Genomic DNA, 18,742 nt, shown 5'->3' on the forward strand with positions numbered 1-18,742 from the left:
AATCCACAGCGCAATCGGCTATTTGTCACCGGTTCGATTTGCTGCAAGCTTTGAGAAGAAAACAAAGAAAAGGGAAGCATAACCTTTCACTTAATATGTGTCCACTATCTTGACAGAGGTCCAAAAAGGCATTAAAATTACTGATTTGGGAGCTCGTGTGGTGATTATAGTGCAGAAAGGCATTAAAATTACTGGTGCGGGAGCTCATGTGGCGATTATAGTGCGGAAAGGCATTAAAATTACTGGTGTGGGAGCTCGTGCGGCGATTATAGTGCAGAAAGGCATTAAAATTACTGGTGCGGGAGCTCATGCGGCGATTATAGTGCGGAAAGGCATTAAAATTACTGATGTGGGAGCTCATGCGGCGATTATAGTGCAGAAAGGCATTAAAATTACTGGTGCGGGAGCTCATGTGACGATTATAGTGCAGAAAGGCATTAAAATGCCGGCATGAGATCCCATGCGGTGGAATTAGAGCTGCAAGAGCAAGCAAACGAAGTTGGGCGAAAAAGGGTTAGCACCTTTTCTCGCCCAACTTTTTATTTTGCGGACTTATCGGACTGCTCCTTTACTTATTACGCTACCCTGACAAATGAGTCCGCCTATTCTAGAGCAACTCTTTTCTCCGCTTCAGATATAAATAGAGGACCACGCTCGCCAGAGAGCAGACGAGGGCGCATACGCCGATAAATCCGTAGCCTGCTTGCAGACCGCGCAGCAGTCCAAGCTGGGCGTTATCTCCCTGCTCGAAGAGCTTGCGGATTCCCGTAATAATAGCGCCAATGGCATAATTGCCGAGCATGCTGCCGACCCCCATCAGCGTGACGATGAAGCTGATGGCCGTATCGCTGTTGCCGCGATAGCGGTCAGCGATGAGCGCCATGACGGTCGGATAGACCGGGGCGATGCCTACGCCAGCAAGCGCGAACAGGAAGGCACCCGGTTCACCGGCAAGAATGGCAACAAAGGTCGAGGCGGCGGAAAAGCCGGCGAGAATGATTAGTGACAGGGTGTAGCCGATCTTATCCGTGATGGGTCCAAGCAATAGCCGAGCCAGCGTGAAGCAAAGGAAGAAGGCGGACAGCATCCCTGAGGCTGCGGTGGAATTCCATTGATAAGCCTTTTCCAGATAGTTAACGAGCCAGCCGCCGACGGCCATTTCGGAAATGACGCCGAAGGATAAAATAATAACCAGCATCCAAATGACCGGATCGCGCATAAATTGCTTGATGGAGATTCTCTCAACAGTGTCCTCGGATGCGGGCGGAGTAAATCGCCCCAGAAGGGCCGGGATAACCGGAATTAGAGACAGCATCAGTACGATTAGGTACATTCCCCGCCAGTCCAGGACATGGCCGCCGATCGACACCCGCATCAGTCCGGTTGCCAGCATCGGTGCAACGATGGAGCTGAGACCATAGAAGAAATGGGCCAGATTCATCATCGTCCCCGTATTCCGCACGAAGATCTGCGCACCTAGCACGGCAAGCGCGATCTCCAGCATGCCGTTGCCGACGTACATCAGGAAATAGGAGCCCGATAAGGTGGAGTAGGTCGTGGAATAGAACATCAGCACACCGGTCAACGCCATTAAGACGAAGGAGGCAATACTGATCCACCGTACGCCCCATTTATGAATCAGAAGACCTGTAAAGGAGCAGGCCAACAAATAGCCTAGCGAATTAAGCGAGAGCAGGGTGCCAATCTGCATTTCATCCAGAAAGAAGTCGCTTTGAATCCGCGGGATGGCAGGCCCTTTCACATTTTCGGAAAATCCAAAGATAAAAAAGCCGATAAATACAGTAAGCATCGGGAAGATCAAGCTCTTCCATTTTTGCTGACGTTGTGCAGCAGCGTTTGAAGTTGACATGTTGCCTCCGGTTACTAATTTGGTTAATGGTGGGTAGCCCAAAATGTCAGTGACAGGCCGAACAGGTGCAATCGTATCATATTTCTCAACCTGCAACCATAGCCTTATTTTATGAAAATTAGAGGTTCAAGCGGGGCGTTATGTAGTAGAATGGATAAAAGCACCAAACCACCCATGGGAGGGGAAACATGGATACCTACAGGCAAAGGCTGGAGCAATTGCGTGATGCCCAGCAAGGAATTGCCCGCGAATATCAGCAACTGCTGAGCGAGTATGAAGCGAATGACATCGTTCGCGAGAATGAGCAGCTACGCGCAGGATATACGGAATACAGGCAGCAAGCGGAAGAACTGGCGGCTCGAATGCACGCCTTGAAGGAAGAGAACCGCAAGCTTCGCCAGGCCTTGTCCGAGCAAATGCTTGACGAGCGAATGGATTTCATTCGGGCCTCCAGACAGAAGCTGGACACCTATTTTTCTTCTGCATCACATAGCCATATGAACAAGCTGATTGCAGTAGAACAGTCTGGGAGAAGTAAAATTGAACATCTTTATAAACAAGCGGGGAGTTTCCTAGCTGCAGATCAGGAAGAGATGAGCGCCAAGCTTGCTCAATTGCAGGCCGAGCTGAATGGGAAGATGGCCGCACAGCGCCAGGCGCTGATGAACGAGCAAAGAAAGCTTCAGGACGATATCACATCCAGTTACGATCAGATGGCTTCTGAGCCATTGTCTGAAGAAGTGTTCCAGCGGCGGGTGAAGCAGAACCGTCTGGAAATGAAAATCGGGTTGAACCTGCTTAGCAAGCTCGGCATATTGATGCTTCTGCTTGCCGTAGGTGCGGCGTTCCGCTATACATATCTTCACTGGTTTAATGAAGGGATGAAGTCGGCGGGCTTTTTCCTGCTTGGGCTCCTGATGATGGCAGGCGGAGAATGGCTATTTCGGAAAAAGAGACAGGTATTTGCGCTCAGCCTCCTTGGCGGCGGGATATCAGTGCTTTACGGCTCGGTCTTCTACAGCTATTTCCTGCTTGAAATATTTAGTCTCGCCGCAGGGATGGCGGTATCCGTACTGATTACAGCGGCGGCTGTGGCGTTGTCTCTGAGATATCAGTCGCGCACCATCTGCAGCTTCGGGCTGGTCGGGGGATACCTGCCGTTCTTCTCCTATATGTTCGCTTACGGAATGGAAGGGAACGCCGTCTATGTCGCGATGGGCTATTTATTCCTGCTAAGCGCCTTAATCCTTGCCGTTTCGCTTCGTAAACGCTGGACCATTGTTCACTACATAAGCTTCGGACTGCATGTGATTTCTATGCTTATGCTAGTCTATCAAGCAGAACTTCCGGCGATCGGGATGCTCTATGCAGTGGCCTCCTTCGCCTTGTACCTGGGTGTGACCTTATATCTGCCGATGAAGCAGCAGGTCCGGTTGAGTGGAATGGATTTTGCCCTGCTGGCCGTCAATACAGCTATCAATTGTATTGTGCTGTATAGCCTGCTCTATAGCGCCGGATGGGAGAAGCTGGACGGCTTGCTGTCGCTGATCTTCTCCGCCGTATATCTTGTGCTGGGGATCATCTCGCAGCGTCGTCTGCCGCAGGAGAGAGGCACGCGAATTCTGTTCTATGGGACTTCGGTGGCCTTTTCCCTCTGGATCATTCCTTTGCAGTTCGGCATCCATTATGTGTCCGTTGCCTGGCTGCTGGAAGCCCTCGTTCTCGCTGTATTGGGCCATTTGTATCAATCCCGGAGAGTGGAGCGGATCGGCTGGATCATTACGGCGCTCTGCGTCTTCTCATTCATAGCTGTCGATATCTTGTTCGGGTTAGTGGATATAAGCCCGCTGGACTTCGAATGGAAGTATACCTTCCTGTCGCTTGGCCTGCTGGGGCTAGCCTTATTCTATGCCTTCAGACTGCGCCTTCCGGATGTGGAGGGCCGTTATGGCCGCGGAGAAAAGGACAGCTTATTCGCGATCAGCAACACAGCTCTTGTGAACATCTGGTTCTATGCGCTTTATGAGTCCGGAGCGATGTATGAAAGGTTGATGCCGTACAGCTCATCGCTGTACGACTTTTTCCGGCTCCTGCTCTTTGCTTGCGTTACCCTGGTCCTGGCCTACGTTCTATCGTCCGTATCGGTCCTGAGGAATGCCTTCATGACTTATTACTCGCGAATTTTGTACGGGATCGGCTACCTCATGACCATTATCGTCACGTTAACTCTGCCGGCATTGAATCCTGCAGGGGTTCCGAATGGCGCGGAGAATATTGCGGGCCTGCTTATTCTGATCGCGCTTCAGGCAATGGTGCTGCTTAGCGCACGGGATCTTCTGTCAGAAATATTCTTGTCACATAACGGGAGAAGGGAATGGTATCCGGTTCTGCTGGGGCTTTACTTGCTAGGCATCATTACAGCCTTCCTGGGCGTACAGCTCCGGCTTGGATCTATCGGCTGGCTGTTCAGCATGACCTATCTCCTGCTGGCACTGGGGTACATCGGATACGGATTCCGCCGGAAATACTTGCAGATTCGCAGAATCGGCCTGGGTCTCACCCTGTTCTCCACCGGGAAAATGCTCTTATTCGATCTCAATCTGATGACAGCCGGAAGCAAGATCCTTGCCTTCTTCGCGTTCGGTATCTTGCTTCTGGGGATTTCTTATCTATATCAGCGGGTATCAAGTTCACTTGAGACAGCGGAGAAGTCGGAGCAAGAAGAAGTGTCGGGATAAAGAGAGTCTATTGGAGAGGAACGAATATCATTGAGGACCATGTTGCGTCTGTTGCAGTTTGGTATTTTTATTCTGGGAATGGGGCTGGTAAGCGGATGTCTGGATCTTCCTGAGGCAGCTCCGTATCAAGTTCCAGAAGAGCTGGATCAGAAGATTTATGATACGAACGAAAAGGGAATCAACCTAATTCAAGAGGGTCGCTATGAAGAGGCGATAGCCTCTCTTGAGGAATCTATCGGTTATGTATATGAGGTGGATCCCGAGCTTGAACAATTAGACCGGGAGAAACGCGTGCCTGCGCTACTGGATGCTCCATTCAACAATCTAAGCTGGGCGTACCACGATATGGGCGACTATGAAAAAGCTTTGGCTTATGCGGACAAATCCATGCTTATGCTTCCTAATGATGATGTGGAGAGCGTCAATAGAGCTAATGCTCTATATGGCCTGAATAGGATCGATGAGGCACTGTCCAGTTACGAAGAAGCCATTCGACTAAATAGCCGCAATCCGGAGGCGAATTATGGAATCGGCATGATCAAGATCGATCGGGGAGACTATGCTGATGCCTTAAAGCGGTTCAATAATTACCTGAAGGAATATCCGGCTGATGGAGATGCAGCCGCCATGAGAGTATATACGCTGCTTCGTTTAGACCGGGGAGATGTGGCTCAGGAGTATGCTGATAATTTTATGGAGCGGTATTCAGATGCTTATGAAGGGACTTGGGCGAAAGGGGCCTATATTGAAGAAACCGCTGAATATGATGAGATTGCGAAGTTTTATGAGGATGTTGCAGCGCTGTATCCCTCGGAATGGCTGGCTCACCGCAAGCTAGGCCAGATTTATTATGAATACGGCGAATATGAGGCGGCATTGAAGCTTTTTCAAGGCCTGACTGTCCAATTTCCGGAGGAGCCGGAGCTGGATGAATGGTTGATTCGAGTGTACGGCGCACTCGGGGATATGGAAGGAGCAGAAGGTGTATATACTGGTTCGGACGATCCGCACCGCTTGCTAATGGTCATGGGACAATTCTATCTGGACCAGGGACATTATATGAAGGCGGTCTCCTTCTTTGGTGCCGAAATCGTGAAGAATCCTGCTAATCAGAACGGATATGCGAAGAAGCTTCAGGCGCTTAGCTGGGGCAAACGCTATGCCCGCTGCGCCGAATTCGGCGCACAGGTGCTGGAGGCTCTAGTGCCGGTCTCTGCGGATATTCCTTGGTATACTGGGTGGTGTGAAATGGAGCTTGGGAACGATGAAGCTGCAGCCAAACATTTCCGTCAGGCCACGGAGATCGATCCCGACGATTATGAGGCTTGGTCAAATCTCGCCCTTACGCAGTTGAAGCTTGGCAATGAGGCCGAGGCCCGCAAATACAGCGAGCGTGCTCTGGAAATCTATGATAACGACAGCACGGCTACCTATGTCAAAGATACCTTAAACAGTTACAGTGAGCCGCTAGGGACACGGATCAAACAGTTTTTTAAGGACAACTATCTGTATGGGAAAGATGCAGCCAAATTGGAACGCAGTCTGGAGAAGCTGGACACACCCGGACTGACCGGGTCCGAGATCGCTGCTATTATCGATCAAGCAAAGCAACCGGAAGACCGCTTTACCTTTCTAATCTACGGGGATCTCTATGACCAGTTAACGGGAGTCGGCGAAAGCGACATCACCTATACGGATATGGGCGATATCAGCTATTTTAAAATTGACGGCTTCTCTGAAACTACGGATGATCAATTCATCAGGCTGGTAGATGACATTTCTTCGCCTGAAGAGAAGACGTTAGTATTGGACTTGAGAGGTAATGGAGGCGGACTGACCGAGAGCGCCAATAATATACTTGACCTCCTGCTGCCGGAGCTTGTAACCAGCACCTTGATTTATCGGGACGGGACGAGCTACAGCTATTACTCGGATCCCGACCAGATTTCATTCCGCAGCATTGCGGTTTTTGTCGATGAAAATTCGGCAAGCGCAGCCGAACTGCTCACGCTGGGGCTCAAAACTTATGGGGATCGCGTTACGGTCATTGGACGTACGACCTTCGGAAAAGGAGTCGGACAACTTGTGTTCGAGGACAAGCAGCATAAGGTGATGCTGTATGCCGTAAATCACTATTGGAACGTAATGCAGAACAATATTACCGATACCCGGATCGTCCCGGATATTAAAGTCACGGGCAATCAACTGGAGAGCTTCATGAACAAGGTGCCGGAAGTCTCCGCCCCATAATGAAGGTGATCTAGTCCAGACCTGGTGAAAAATCAGCCTGACTCGCGACTCGAGCCAGGCTGATTTTGCATTTCACGGACGAGGGTCAGTCATTTCTCATTTCCTTATTTTTTATCGCTTCCTGTTCCCGAAAGGCCGACGGAGATAAACCGAACTTTTTCTTAAAGAGCGTTGAGAAATAAGTCGTATTGTATATGCCGACTGACTCGCTGATTTTAGCAGCGGTCTCATTGGTCGATGCCAAAAGCTCTTTGGCCTTTTCCAGTCGAATCTGATTCAGGTATTCGTTGAACGACTGCCGGGTCGCCCCCTTGAACAATTTCCCCAGATAACTTGGAGATAAGCCGGCAATATTGGACACAAGCTCAAGGGACAAATTAGGTTCGGCGTAATGCTCCTGAATGTAGGCTTGCACCTTTTCGATGACAATATTGTGCTTCTGCGCGTTAATCCAATGGTTCTTCTCCTCGATCAGGCTGCAGATATTGGCGCCGTATTTTTTGAAGATGCTCTTGATCTCCGCCAGATTCTCGGCGCCCTCAATATCGGTGACGGCATCCAGATATTCTGTGAAATTAGAGTCCGGAAGATGCCGCAAATAATCAAAATGCTTGAGCAGGGACAGCAATAACTGGATGCTGTAGGTGATCACCTGATTAACCGAACCGACAGATATGTGTTGGATAAACTGCTCGGTCGCCTCCTCAATATTGTCCGGTTTGCCGGATTGCACCGCCTCGATCAGTTTCTTCTCGCAATCGGTCGGGTAAATCAGGGTTGTCATGATATGCGGCCGGGTTGTCAGAGCATCCATGATCGATTCTTGTCCATAGATCAGCCTGTATTTTACATATTGCTGTGCCGAAGTATAGGAGAACGAGATGTTTTTTCTGCCATAGGTCATGTCGCCCACCCCGATCGAGACCGTCATTTTAAAGTAGCGCTTCAGGAAGCTCTGTACGTTGCGCAAGGCAGGCTTCAGCTCCTCCGGCCGTTCGCTCTTCGCGAATTGGCAGACGGCCACGGCTTCATTTTCCCCCGTAATCAGATAATCGCACTGTCCGAGAGGCTCCAGCATCTCCTTGGCAATATTGCCAAGGACGAAGCGCAAGAGCGGCTTTTGCCCGCCTTCGGCTCCTCCTCCCCTTGGCGGCTCCATATCGTCGATTTTAAACACAATGACACAGAAATAGGAACCGGAAAGCTCCTCCTCGATATCCTGAATCAGCTCCTCCGGGACGGAGGTATCAAGCGAATTGCTTCGCAGCAGGGAGTGCAGATAATGCTCCTGAATCGTTCGGGATGAGCGGTCGATCATGAATTGCATCGACTTTTCCTTCTCCAGCAAGGAATTGAACATTTCAGCGATGACCTGATATTCATCGATATACGAGGTCTTTAATGAGGCCGAGTTCTTTATGATCTTTTCAAATAAGGCGGAAAGCGGCCTATAGATGCTTTTGCTCAGAAATATAGAAACAAGCAGACCCGTCAGCACGATTCCTCCTGTCACAAGCAGCGTAACATTGCGAAGGTGGTCGATATTCGAGATCAGGCTTGAGTACGGGGTAACGCTTACAAAATACCAGTCCATTTCCTCGGATTTTACATAGGCGATCAGATGCTTCTTATTATCTATATTGGCCGTAAAGCTGTTCTCCGCCATATCCTCGCTCAAAATCTGCTGCACGTACTGTGTTTCGGACAAATCGTCCAGAAACTGATTGGAGTCCGTATGAGACAGGACCTTGCCTTCATCGCTCATGACGAACACGTTATTGGCCGAATCGGTAATGCCGATTTTGCGGATCGTCGTCAAAATGGATTGTTCCTCAACGTTGATATAGATGAGCGGGTTGCCTGTGGTTAGCAGCGAATAGTCCGGGTACAGCAGAAAGGTGAGAAACTTCAGCGGCACCCCGTTATTGCGGTGAGGGACGGTCAGACTCCGCGGGTAAAACTCCATGTATTGCTCGGCGCTGATCGCGTAGAGCGATGAATCGAACGGCAGTCCGGCCGTGTCGACTACCGTTTTCGTGGACGGCCGGTAGATCCCGATACTGTAGATGTGCGGGTACGCGCTTTGAATCTGGGACAACTGCTGAAAAACATGATAATTAGTTGTCTTGTTCTCCTCCGTATTATTCAGGAAAGAGGTAATTTCCGGCTGGGTAAGCAGGGAATTGCCGATGATCATGGCTTGATTATAGATGACGTCAGAAGCATAGCTGATCTGGGATAACATGGCTCTGGAATTGCGATCGATTTCCTGGACTGCATTCCTGGAGAAAAAATAAAAGAGATAAGTGGACAGCACACTTACTGTGAGAAGTATCAGCAGGAAATAGGAAATAGTCAGTTTCTGGAATGCCTTATAGCGAACAAGACGATTCATGGTGATTAGCATAAGGGTTCCCTCCGTTGCAACCGCTTTAATTTCTTCAATATAAAATAAAGCCGATTCAAAAGATACTCTATTCTTTAAAAATGAAAATCAGTTCGGATTTTTGAAAGCCCTTTATTCAAATCGTGAAAGCGAAATCCGGTATTTAAAATAGGCAACGCCAGCCCGTTGATATAGAGTTTATAGCAAGCGGCGGCGGTCCAGCCGTTCGCTGAGCTTATGCTTCCCAAGTGAGTTTTGCACAAAGCCGATTGAGGAAGCAATGCCCACCAAACATTTAGGAGGATGCGAAATTGGAAAAGAGACAGCGACGGGCATTCGGCATATTTTCTGATATCCGTAACAACCGAACATCTTACCTGCTGGTGCTTCCGGCCATGATCTACACCTTTATCTTCGGGTATATGACCTATCCTTACATGGTCATTGCCTTTCAACGATTCAATTATACGAAGGGGATTTTCAATAGTGAATGGGTAGGGCTGGAAAACTTCGAGTTCTTCTTTCGCTCCTACAAAGCGGTTACAGTCACCTTTAATACCATTTTCTTGAACGTGCTCTTTATTGTCTTTGGTACGCTGACGGCGCTTATCATTTCGCTCATGCTGAACGAGCTGCGCAAGAAGCTCTTTGTCAAGATCAGCCAATCGGTCATGCTGTTCCCGCATTTCATCTCCTGGATCGTAGTCAGCTATGTGCTGTATGCCTTCTTCTCGATGGATATGGGAATTGTAAATCAGATGCTTAATGCGCTCGGAATTGCTTCGGTCAACTGGTATACGGAGCCGGAGGTATGGCCTGCCATTCTTACGGCAATGCACGTATGGAAGGGAGCGGGAATGAGCGCCGTGATTTATTTGGCCACCATTGCCGGCATCGATGAGACCCTGTATGAAGCGGCCCAGATTGACGGGGCCAACCGGTGGCAGATGTGCCTGCGCATTACGATTCCTCTGATGATGCCTACAGTCGTCATTTTGACCTTGCTCTCTATGGGCAAAATTATGTATGGGGATTTCGGGATGATTTACGCCTTGGTCGGCGACAACGGCACCCTGTATTCGACCACGGACATCATCGATACGTACGTATTCCGCTCCTTGCGTCAGATCGGCGATCCGTCGGAAGCAATGGCTGTCGGACTGTTCCAGTCCGTTGTCGGGTTCATTCTCGTCTTCGGCACGAATGCGATTACCCGCAAATTCTTTAAGGACGGGGCCCTGTATTAAATTCCAATCCGGCAAAGGCCTGCCGAAGTAAGGTTTTAGGAGGAATTAGTCATGAAGAAGTTTTCCCTCAGCAAGGTGGTCATGTATTCCCTGGTCACGATATACTCAGCGTTGTGCCTGTTTCCGATGCTGCTGGTGCTCATGATCTCGGTGACGGATGAGGATGCCTTATTAAGGAACGGCTACAGTTTTTTCCCTGAGAAGTTTTCCTTGTATGCCTACAAATTGATTTTCACAGGCGGCTCACAGGTTATGCAGAGCTACGCCATTTCAATCCTCGTTACCATCGTTGGAACGGTACTCGCTGTTTTGGTGACATCCATGGCCGGATACACGCTGGCGAACAAGAATGTCAAAAACCGTAACCTGTTAGCGCTTTATTTTTTCATCACCATGATTTTCTCAGCAGGGATTGTGCCCTGGTATTTAATGAATCGCTCGCTTGGTCTGACCAACAATATTCTGGCGCTGATTATTCCGTCGCTCCTGTTCAGCCCGTTCAATCTTTTCCTGGTCCGTAACTTCATGAACGGCGTGCCCGATTCGCTGCGAGAGTCGGCAACCATAGACGGTGCCAACGATATTACCATTGCGTTCCGGATCTATCTTCCTCTATGCATGCCCGTCCTGGCGACGATTGCGCTCTTCTACGGGCTGGACTACTGGAACAACTGGTGGAATGCGATCATGCTGATCGACAACAAAGAACTGTACCCGCTGCAATTTATGCTCTTGCAGTTGCAGTCGGAGATCAGCATGCTGAACGAGATGACGATGCTTGCCGGTACGAGCGGGATGACGCTTCCTGCGGAATCCGTCAAGATGGCTACGGCGATTGTGACGATCGGGCCGATCATCTTCCTCTACCCGTATTTGCAAAAGTATTTTGTGAAAGGCTTGGTTATCGGCTCGGTTAAAGGTTGATCATCCCCTTTGGGGTTGACATAAATAAAGCAACATATAAGGAGGTCTATTTTATGAAAAAGCAGTACGCATTTCTACTGGCCGCGGTTCTTGTTCTTTCAACATTGATAGGATGCGGCAAGGCTTCTGACTCGGCGAACACCGGGTCGAACTCAGAGAATGGCAGCAAGCCTGCTGAGACGGTCAAAATCAAATATTTGGTTCCCGGCACGGAGCCGAAGGACTACAAGGAAGTATACCAGAAGGTTAATGAAAAGCTGGCCGCAGACGGGGTAGGCGTGGAAGTGGAAAAGGTCTATATTCCTTGGGACGCGTGGGACCAGAAGCTGAACTTGATGCTGTCTACCGGGGAAGATTTCGACCTGTTCCACGTCATGCAGGACCGTACTCCGTTCTCCAGCTACTATAATCGCGGTGCGTTGGCGGATATCTCGGATGCGATCGAAAAGTATGGGGAAAACCTGAAGAAATATATTCCCGAGGATATCTTCGATGGCGCTAAAATCAATGACAAGTACTATATTGTTCCTTCCTATTGGGTTGAAATGGCCAGTGAAGGCCAGTTCAATATTCGGCGCGATATTCTCCGCGAGAATAATCTCGAGGAGCCGAAGACTCCGGCTGAATTGATCAGCGCCTGGGAGGTTGTCATGAAGAACTGGAAGGGAAACAACAAGCCGTATCTGGGCACACGGGCGGACTTTGACCCGATCTTCCTGCACACGTCCATTCTGCACCGGACTTATGACTCCTTCCCCTTCACGGTGAAGGATAAGTTCTTCTATGTGAATCAAAACGGCGAGGTCAAGTCCTGGATTGAGACCGAGGAGTTCAAGAAGGATGCGTCCTTTATGCGTGAATTGTACACCAAGGGGATTTCCAATCCCGATATTCTGGTCATGAAGCAAGAGCAGGTAGACGCGCAGCTCGACAGCGGTGAATGGTTCGTTCGTCTGGGCACCGGCGGAAGCCTGAGCGGGCTCCAGAAATACAATCCCGAAGCCACTGTAGATGATATCGGAGTTGTATGGTTCAACCCGGAGAAGGAGTACCTGCGTCCGCTCACCTTCAAGAACGGGAATGCCGTGCCGGTCAACAGCAAGAATCCGGAAGCGGCCGTTAAATTCATGGATTGGATGCTGGCAAGTCAAGAAAACTATGATCTGGTACAATATGGTATAGAGGGCAAGCACTACACCGCGGACGGTGAGAAAGGATTCAAACCGATCAAGGATCCGAATAACAACAACAATCCTGGATATAGAGGCTCCGACTCGCAGAACGGCAACGTCAACTTTATGCGGTTTGACTTGGAGAACAGCATTCCTGAGAACAACGCCGTCTTATTTGAGGCCAAACCGGATGCAATAAACAGCATTGCGGCGAACTTTATCTTTGACCCGACGAATGTAAGAGCCGAATACACCAACATATTGTCGGAAGCTTCGGCAAGCATTACTCCAATTTATATGGGTGTTCAGGATTACGACGAGGCCTTCCCGGCAGCGCTGGAAAAGATGAGAAGAGCGGGCCTGGATAACGTGGTTGCCGAATATCAGAAGCAATTTCAGGAATACCTGGCTTCTCTTAAATAAAGAAGCGAAATCAAAGGAAGGTGTGGAGAACGTTGACCCTGAAGCAGAAGAGAATTGAATTTGAAGCATCCAAAAAAATCTATGAAAGTGCGACCTTGGTCTTTCATGGCGTGGACGGCTTTGATGTCTACAATATTTCAATTCCATTCCAACGGGACGGGAAGCGCTATTTGTTCGGGCGGGTGGAACGGCGCAATGAATGGGCCCGCTCGTGGGTGCGCCTGTTCGAGGAGACAGGACGGGATGAATGGACCGTAGTAAAAGATAGCATGATCTATACGCTTGAGGATCCCTACATCACCGAGATCGGAGATGAGCTCGTTATGGGCGGGACCCATGTGCAATACCAGTCCGGAAAATACAGCACGTTCTTCGGGTACTTTTTCCGGGGTACCGATCTTCACGACTTGTACTATTTCACAACCGGCCCTAATAAAATGAAGGACATTCGTCTTGTTCCGTTGGCGGATGGCAGGATCGGCGTCTTCTCCCGTCCGCGCAATGCCGAGATGAAAGGCAAATATGGAAGCGAATCCATGATCGGCTTCACGGTCATCGACAGGCTGGAGGAGCTGACTGCGGATGTCATCGAGAGCGCACCGTACATTCACGGCATCTTCGGAGAAGGTGAATGGGGAGGCGTCAATCAGGCCTATCTGCTCGACAGCGGCAAAATAGGGGTTATCGGTCATATCTGCCATCAGGATAAGGATGAGAGCGGTCTGGAGGTGAAGGTATACCTGAACATGGCCTTCGTCTTCGATCCGGCAACCCGGGAGTCCGTTGACCTTCAGCTGATCGGCAGCCGCCCCTGCTACCCGCCCGGGCCTGCTAAAATACCGCATTTGGTCGACTGTGTCTTTTCTGCGGGCATTGTGATGCGCCCGGATGGCAAGGCTGATCTTTACAGCGGCATTGGCGACTGCGAAGCAGGGCGTATTACAATCGACTATCCGTTTGAAGGACATGGGCGTCTTGTCTAGAAGAGGCAACCATTGCGTACACTAGGAGGATACTGATATATGAAAACCCAAAATATGCCGATCATCGGAGCGCTGGCGTCCAGCCCCCTCATTCGCCGTCACCCGGCTAATCCCGTGTTGGATGCCGCCCGCGTGCCGTACCCCACCGCGCTTGTCTTCAATGCGGGCGTCGCCAAGTTCGGCGGACGCTATGTCATGGTATTCCGCAACGACTACGGTTCGCTGGAGAAGCAGACGATCGAGCCGAGCCATACGACGGATCTTGGCATTGCCTTCAGTGACGACGGCATTCACTGGACGGCGGGACCGAAGCCGATCTTCAAGCTGCGGGACGAAGAGATTGTGCGCGCTTATGATCCGCGTCTGACGGTCATCGACGGACGCTGCTATATGTGTTTCGCCGTAGATACGAAGCATGGCATCCGGGGAGGCATTGCGGTGACGGATAATTTCGAATCCTTCGAAATATTGAGCCTGTCGACGCCAGACTTACGGAATATGGTACTGTTTCCGGAGCGAATTGGCGGCAACTACGTCCGGCTGGAGCGCCCGTTTACGGTGTACAGCCGCGGCGGAGCCGACCGGTTCGACACCTGGATCTCGGAGTCGCCGGATCTGACCTATTGGGGCCGTTCCGAGCTGCTGCTGGCGGTAGAGCAGGTGCCGTTTGCCAATGACAAGATCGGCCCTGCTGCACCGCCCGTGAAGACGAGCAAGGGCTGGCTCACCACGTTCCATGCGGTGGATATCGACCCCGCCAGAGGGAAGAACGGCTGGGAGCCGTCATGGAAGAAACGGTATACGGCCGGCATTATGCTGCTGGATCTCGACAATCCGAAGAAGATCCTCGGGATGAGCAGATCACCGCTGCTTGCGCCTGAAGCTTCGTACGAGACGGATGGGGGCTTCCGCAATGACGTTATTTTCCCCGGCGGCATGGTGCTGGAGGAGGATGGAGAGGTAAAAATCTATTACGGCGCCGCCGATACGGTGGAATGCCTGGCTACCGCCCATGTGGACGACCTGATCAAGCTCTGCCTGGAAGGATGAGGATAGCCCACAGCCATTACTCCGATCCCGACCAGGCTTGATGCAAGGCTAGTATGCCATCGTCGATCCGGTCGGATGGAATGCCTCCGAATCCTAGAAGGAAGCGGGGCGGCAGTTGCTCCGGCCGCTGATTCCAAAAGGGAGCCTCCGACGCAATCCGAATACCGGCCTGTTTCGCCTTGCGAAGCAGGCCGGTCTCCTGTTCCGGGCTCGACAGCTCCAGGATGAGATGCAGTCCGGCGCTACTGCCGGAGATCGCGGCCTTGCTCCCAAAGTGGCGGGTAATGGCCGAGGACAACTGCAGATTCTTCTTTCGATACAGGCTGCGCATGCGGCGAATATGCCGTTCGAAATGACCTTCCTGAATGAATATCTGCAATGTCCGTTGATGGATGCGCGAACAGGATGCCTCAAACAGGACGTTACAGCGCCACGAATGGAAGCCCGGAACAAGCGGTTCGGGAAGCACCATATAGTGGATGCAAAAGTCGGGGGCCAGCACCTGCGAGAATCCGCCGAGATAGACCACATGCTGATTGGGGACGAGCCCCTGAAGGGACGGAATTGGCTTTCCGGCATACCGGAACTCGCCGCCATAGTCATCCTCGATCAGGAAGCTGTCCGTTTCTTTAGCCCATTCCAGCAGCTCCAGCCGTCTCTTGACCGGCATCACGCATCCGGTAGGGAACTGGTGGGAGGGAGAGATATAGACAAGCCGGGCCCCGCTCTGCCGGAGCAGATCCGTGCGCAGGCCGCTCGCGTCCAGCGGGATGGGGCTCACATCAAAGCCAAGTGACCGCAAGGTGTTTGGAACGAGCGGGTAGCCGGGGTCTTCCGTAGCCACTCGCCGCAAGCCGCCGGACTCCTTCAAAATCTGCCCGAGGAATTGAATCAGCATATGCTGCTCAGCAGCGACAACAATCTGATCCGGAGTGCATCTTACGCCGCGAAACTGACGAAGATAACGGGCGATTTCCAGCCGCAGCTCCGGTTCTCCCTGAAAATCGCCGTAGAAGAGCAAATCCCGGGTATCCGGGCGGAACAATTGGTTGTTGATTCTTCTCCAGATGCTGAAAGGGAATAGGCTGAAATCATTTTTTGATAAATGAAAATCAAATTGATATGGATTCCCGTCCGGGGGATGGCTTTCAGGGGGTGTGTCGCCTGCCGATAAAGGAAGTGGGTTCCCGGAAGCAGGGGGGACATCCCCCTTCAGCCGGATCCCCAGCTTTTGATAAGTCTCGGGCAGCTTCACGACGAAATATCCACGTCTTGGACGGCTCTCTATGAAGCCTTCCGCCACTAGCTGCTGATAGGCAAATTCCACCGGGGTCGTGCTCATATTTAAATATTCCGCATACTTCCGGATCGAAGGCAATCTGCTGTCTTCCCGGAGTACGCCAGCTATTATTTGCTGCTTCAACGCTTCATATATTTCCTGATAACGTGGAGTCGATGCCGTGCCGCAATAGACAGGCGATGGGAAGCTGTTCATATCCATGGGATTACCGCCCTTCTGCAACCAGTCTGTCCTTACAGATTTATATAATCTGTATATTTTGAAGTATACAGTATCATGGTACATTAGGTTCGATCGAAAAATAAAGGAGATATGAAAAGGATGAAGCAAATCAGGTTTTTAGCGGGGGAGAAGGTTTACCTGCGGCCGATCAGCGTAGAGGATACGGAATGGTACTTTCAGCAGTTATTTGATTCCGAGACCAGGCTGCTAACCGGCACCCAGCGTCATTTCACGAAGGAAGGCATCGCTTCCTATATTGAACGGAAGAATCAGGATGATACCAGTGTGCTGCTCTTGATTGCCCTGAACGATACGGATGAGCTCATTGGAGATATTGCACTGCAGGACATGGATGTCTATAACCGGAATTGTAATATCCGCATTGCAATCAGCTCCAACGCCGAGACCGGAAAGGGCTATGGAAGCGAGGCGCTTAAGCTGATGCTGGAGTATGGCTTCGGAGTACTCAACATGCACCGGATCGAGCTGAATGTCTTTGACTATAATCCCCGGGCGCTACATGTCTATGAGAAGCTTGGCTTTCGGCGGGAGGGGGTCCAGCGTCAGGCCCTGTTCTACAACCATGCTTACCACGACTCCATTACGATGAGCATGTTGGCGCATGAGTTCCGTGAGCTTCATCATCGCTGATAGGCTTCTCAGATGTAAAAAGAAAAAAGTCTGTCCGCTGCCCTTGCTAAGGGGATGCGGACAGACTTTTTGTGTTGGGTTGACCAAAGTGGTTGAGTCCGTTAGCGCAGGGTTCAGTTGGACAACGCATAGTTCAGTACGACATCGTTGGCTTTGACGTAATCCTCAAAAGCAGGAGTCATCTCTACATCAGGGATAAAAGTGCCCTCGCCCGGATTTTTGTAGCTGAAGCTGCTGCTGAACTCGAAGTACTTTGTACTGTAACCGATGGGAAGCTGCGAGTTGGGCAACTGAAACATTCTTACATCGCCATAGCAGTCGATGGCTCCTCCTGAGCGCTCCCCGACGGTGACGGCATTCGGCGCAGCTTCAATGGTGCGGTAAATGGCAAACATTCCGGAGGAAAATGTATTTCGTCCGATCAGAATGAACACCTGCATGTCCGGGTGCTTGGCGGTATAGTTCTTCAGCGCTTTGGTGAATGGGTTCAGAACCTCAGAGTTACCTCCGCCATTGCTTCGCAAATCCAGGATTAGCCGCTTTGGCGACTGCTTTTCGATTTCTTCGAACATTTGCTTGTTGAAGCTGCTGAACTTCAAGCCTTCTTGCTCAGCACAGGCATTGTACTCGAAATAGATCGTCTGGTGCTCCGGGAGATAACGGTACTCATAGTTTTGCTCATATAGGCCGGTAAAAATGTCTTTTGTCGCTGTGTTTATCCAGTCCGCCTCTTCCCCGTAATTGAGGATCGGGATAAGGAGATCCTGCTGCTCTCCCTCCTTCTCAAGGGTAAACAGGGTGCTTTTCTCATTGTCGATTATTCCCAGCCCATGCATATGGACCGGCGAGGCGAAATACTCCGGAAGACGCGCCATCAGCCAGCTTTCGTTCTCATAGGAGACAAGCTCGGTCAGCTTGTCCACAACTTCATCGATCGGAACTCCATTGACGGCGGTTATCCGTGCGTTCAAGGCTTCCTGAAGACCTTGATCGGCATTCACTACGTAGATGTCTTCTCCGAACATGTAGAACTGAAGCGGATAAGTATAGCCGTCCCAATAATTGATGGAAGTGTGGGCATCCTTGATCTTGGCGATGATCTTATTGAGTTCAACAAACACCTGGTTATTATTGAGCCGGTCCACCTTGTCGGCCAGCTCCTTCAATTGCCGGTTAAATGCTTCCTCCGTCAGATACGTGAACGGATACTTATGCTTACTGGGGAATTCTTCGGCAAAATACAGAATATCCTCCCGAAGGAGACGGTTGCGTTCCTCATCTGTGAAGCTGCCCCGCAGAATGATCTCTTTGGCCTGCTGCGGATCCAGCTTCTGCGCAGAAGCTTCGGCATCGGTAGTTACAGAAGCTTTGTCGACAGGAGAGCCGCCCCCAAGACAGGCTGTTAACGAGGCAGCAAGGGCGGAACACAAGAGCCATACAACGCTGAAACGAATAAAGCGCTTCTTCTTCATCTTCATGGAAGCATGCCTCCTTTCTTGAAATGAATACCAATATTTTTCCATAGG

Annotated in this window: 13 protein-coding genes; 9 read left to right on the forward strand and 4 right to left on the reverse strand. The window is 50.7% G+C overall.

Features of this window, described 5'->3' with window-relative positions; translation table 11 throughout:
- The first annotated feature begins 97 nt into the window (after positions 1-97).
- Positions 98-454, forward strand: coding sequence for a hypothetical protein (locus KI362_RS23990; protein ID WP_301630812.1), 357 nt, complete (start codon positions 98-100; stop codon positions 452-454).
- 153 nt (positions 455-607) lie between these two features.
- Here the strand turns inward: KI362_RS23990 and KI362_RS23995 are convergent, their stop codons facing one another.
- Positions 608-1,870: an MFS transporter gene (locus tag KI362_RS23995; RefSeq protein ID WP_374705712.1), complete on the reverse strand. Its 1,263-nt coding sequence runs from the start codon at positions 1,868-1,870 to the stop codon at positions 608-610.
- A 188-nt stretch (positions 1,871-2,058) separates the two neighbouring features.
- On the opposite strand from KI362_RS23995, the gene KI362_RS24000 reads away from it, so the two are divergent.
- Both KI362_RS24000 and KI362_RS24005 read left to right on the forward strand, forming a co-directional pair.
- Positions 2,059-4,608: a DUF2339 domain-containing protein gene (locus KI362_RS24000; protein ID WP_301630813.1), complete on the forward strand. Its 2,550-nt coding sequence runs from the start codon at positions 2,059-2,061 to the stop codon at positions 4,606-4,608.
- A 39-nt stretch (positions 4,609-4,647) separates the two neighbouring features.
- Positions 4,648-6,858, forward strand: a complete 2,211-nt coding sequence (locus KI362_RS24005) for a S41 family peptidase (protein WP_301630814.1) — start codon at positions 4,648-4,650, stop codon at positions 6,856-6,858.
- A gap of 85 nt (positions 6,859-6,943) precedes the next feature.
- Here KI362_RS24005 and KI362_RS24010 read toward each other — a convergent pair whose 3' ends face one another.
- Positions 6,944-9,265: a helix-turn-helix domain-containing protein gene (locus KI362_RS24010; RefSeq protein WP_301630816.1), complete on the reverse strand. Its 2,322-nt coding sequence runs from the start codon at positions 9,263-9,265 to the stop codon at positions 6,944-6,946.
- Positions 9,266-9,555: 290 nt separating this feature from the next.
- Between KI362_RS24010 and KI362_RS24015 the strand changes: the two genes are divergently transcribed.
- The 5 genes from KI362_RS24015 to KI362_RS24035 are packed head-to-tail and all read left to right on the forward strand — an operon-like array spanning position 9,556 to position 15,043.
- Positions 9,556-10,491 carry an ABC transporter permease gene (locus KI362_RS24015; RefSeq protein ID WP_212937827.1) on the forward strand — a complete coding sequence of 312 codons (936 nt, stop codon included), beginning with the start codon at positions 9,556-9,558 and terminating at the stop codon, positions 10,489-10,491.
- A 51-nt stretch (positions 10,492-10,542) separates the two neighbouring features.
- Positions 10,543-11,415, forward strand: coding sequence for a carbohydrate ABC transporter permease (locus KI362_RS24020; protein ID WP_044481221.1), 873 nt, complete (start codon positions 10,543-10,545; stop codon positions 11,413-11,415).
- 53 nt (positions 11,416-11,468) lie between these two features.
- On the forward strand, positions 11,469-13,010 hold the full coding sequence (locus KI362_RS24025) for an extracellular solute-binding protein (protein ID WP_301630818.1): 1,542 nt from the start codon (positions 11,469-11,471) through the stop codon (positions 13,008-13,010).
- Positions 13,011-13,030: 20 nt separating this feature from the next.
- Positions 13,031-13,993: an MTP-1 family protein gene (locus KI362_RS24030; protein ID WP_301630819.1), complete on the forward strand. Its 963-nt coding sequence runs from the start codon at positions 13,031-13,033 to the stop codon at positions 13,991-13,993.
- A 39-nt stretch (positions 13,994-14,032) separates the two neighbouring features.
- Entirely contained in the window at positions 14,033-15,043 is a 1,011-nt protein-coding gene (locus KI362_RS24035; RefSeq protein WP_301630820.1) for a glycoside hydrolase family 130 protein, read from the forward strand.
- Positions 15,044-15,059: 16 nt separating this feature from the next.
- Here KI362_RS24035 and pdxR read toward each other — a convergent pair whose 3' ends face one another.
- Positions 15,060-16,544 (reverse strand): MocR-like pyridoxine biosynthesis transcription factor PdxR, encoded by a 1,485-nt coding sequence (gene pdxR, locus KI362_RS24040; protein ID WP_301630821.1) that lies wholly within the window; start codon positions 16,542-16,544, stop codon positions 15,060-15,062.
- Positions 16,545-16,664: 120 nt separating this feature from the next.
- Between pdxR and KI362_RS24045 the strand changes: the two genes are divergently transcribed.
- Positions 16,665-17,216 (forward strand): GNAT family N-acetyltransferase, encoded by a 552-nt coding sequence (locus KI362_RS24045; protein ID WP_301630823.1) that lies wholly within the window; start codon positions 16,665-16,667, stop codon positions 17,214-17,216.
- 113 nt (positions 17,217-17,329) lie between these two features.
- Here the strand turns inward: KI362_RS24045 and KI362_RS24050 are convergent, their stop codons facing one another.
- Entirely contained in the window at positions 17,330-18,694 is a 1,365-nt protein-coding gene (locus tag KI362_RS24050) for a S41 family peptidase (protein WP_301630824.1), read from the reverse strand.
- Positions 18,695-18,742: the final 48 nt, after the last annotated feature.

The organism is Paenibacillus apis (assembly GCF_018333295.1).
In the GTDB taxonomy this organism is placed as follows: domain Bacteria; phylum Bacillota; class Bacilli; order Paenibacillales; family Paenibacillaceae; genus Fontibacillus; species Fontibacillus antibioticophila.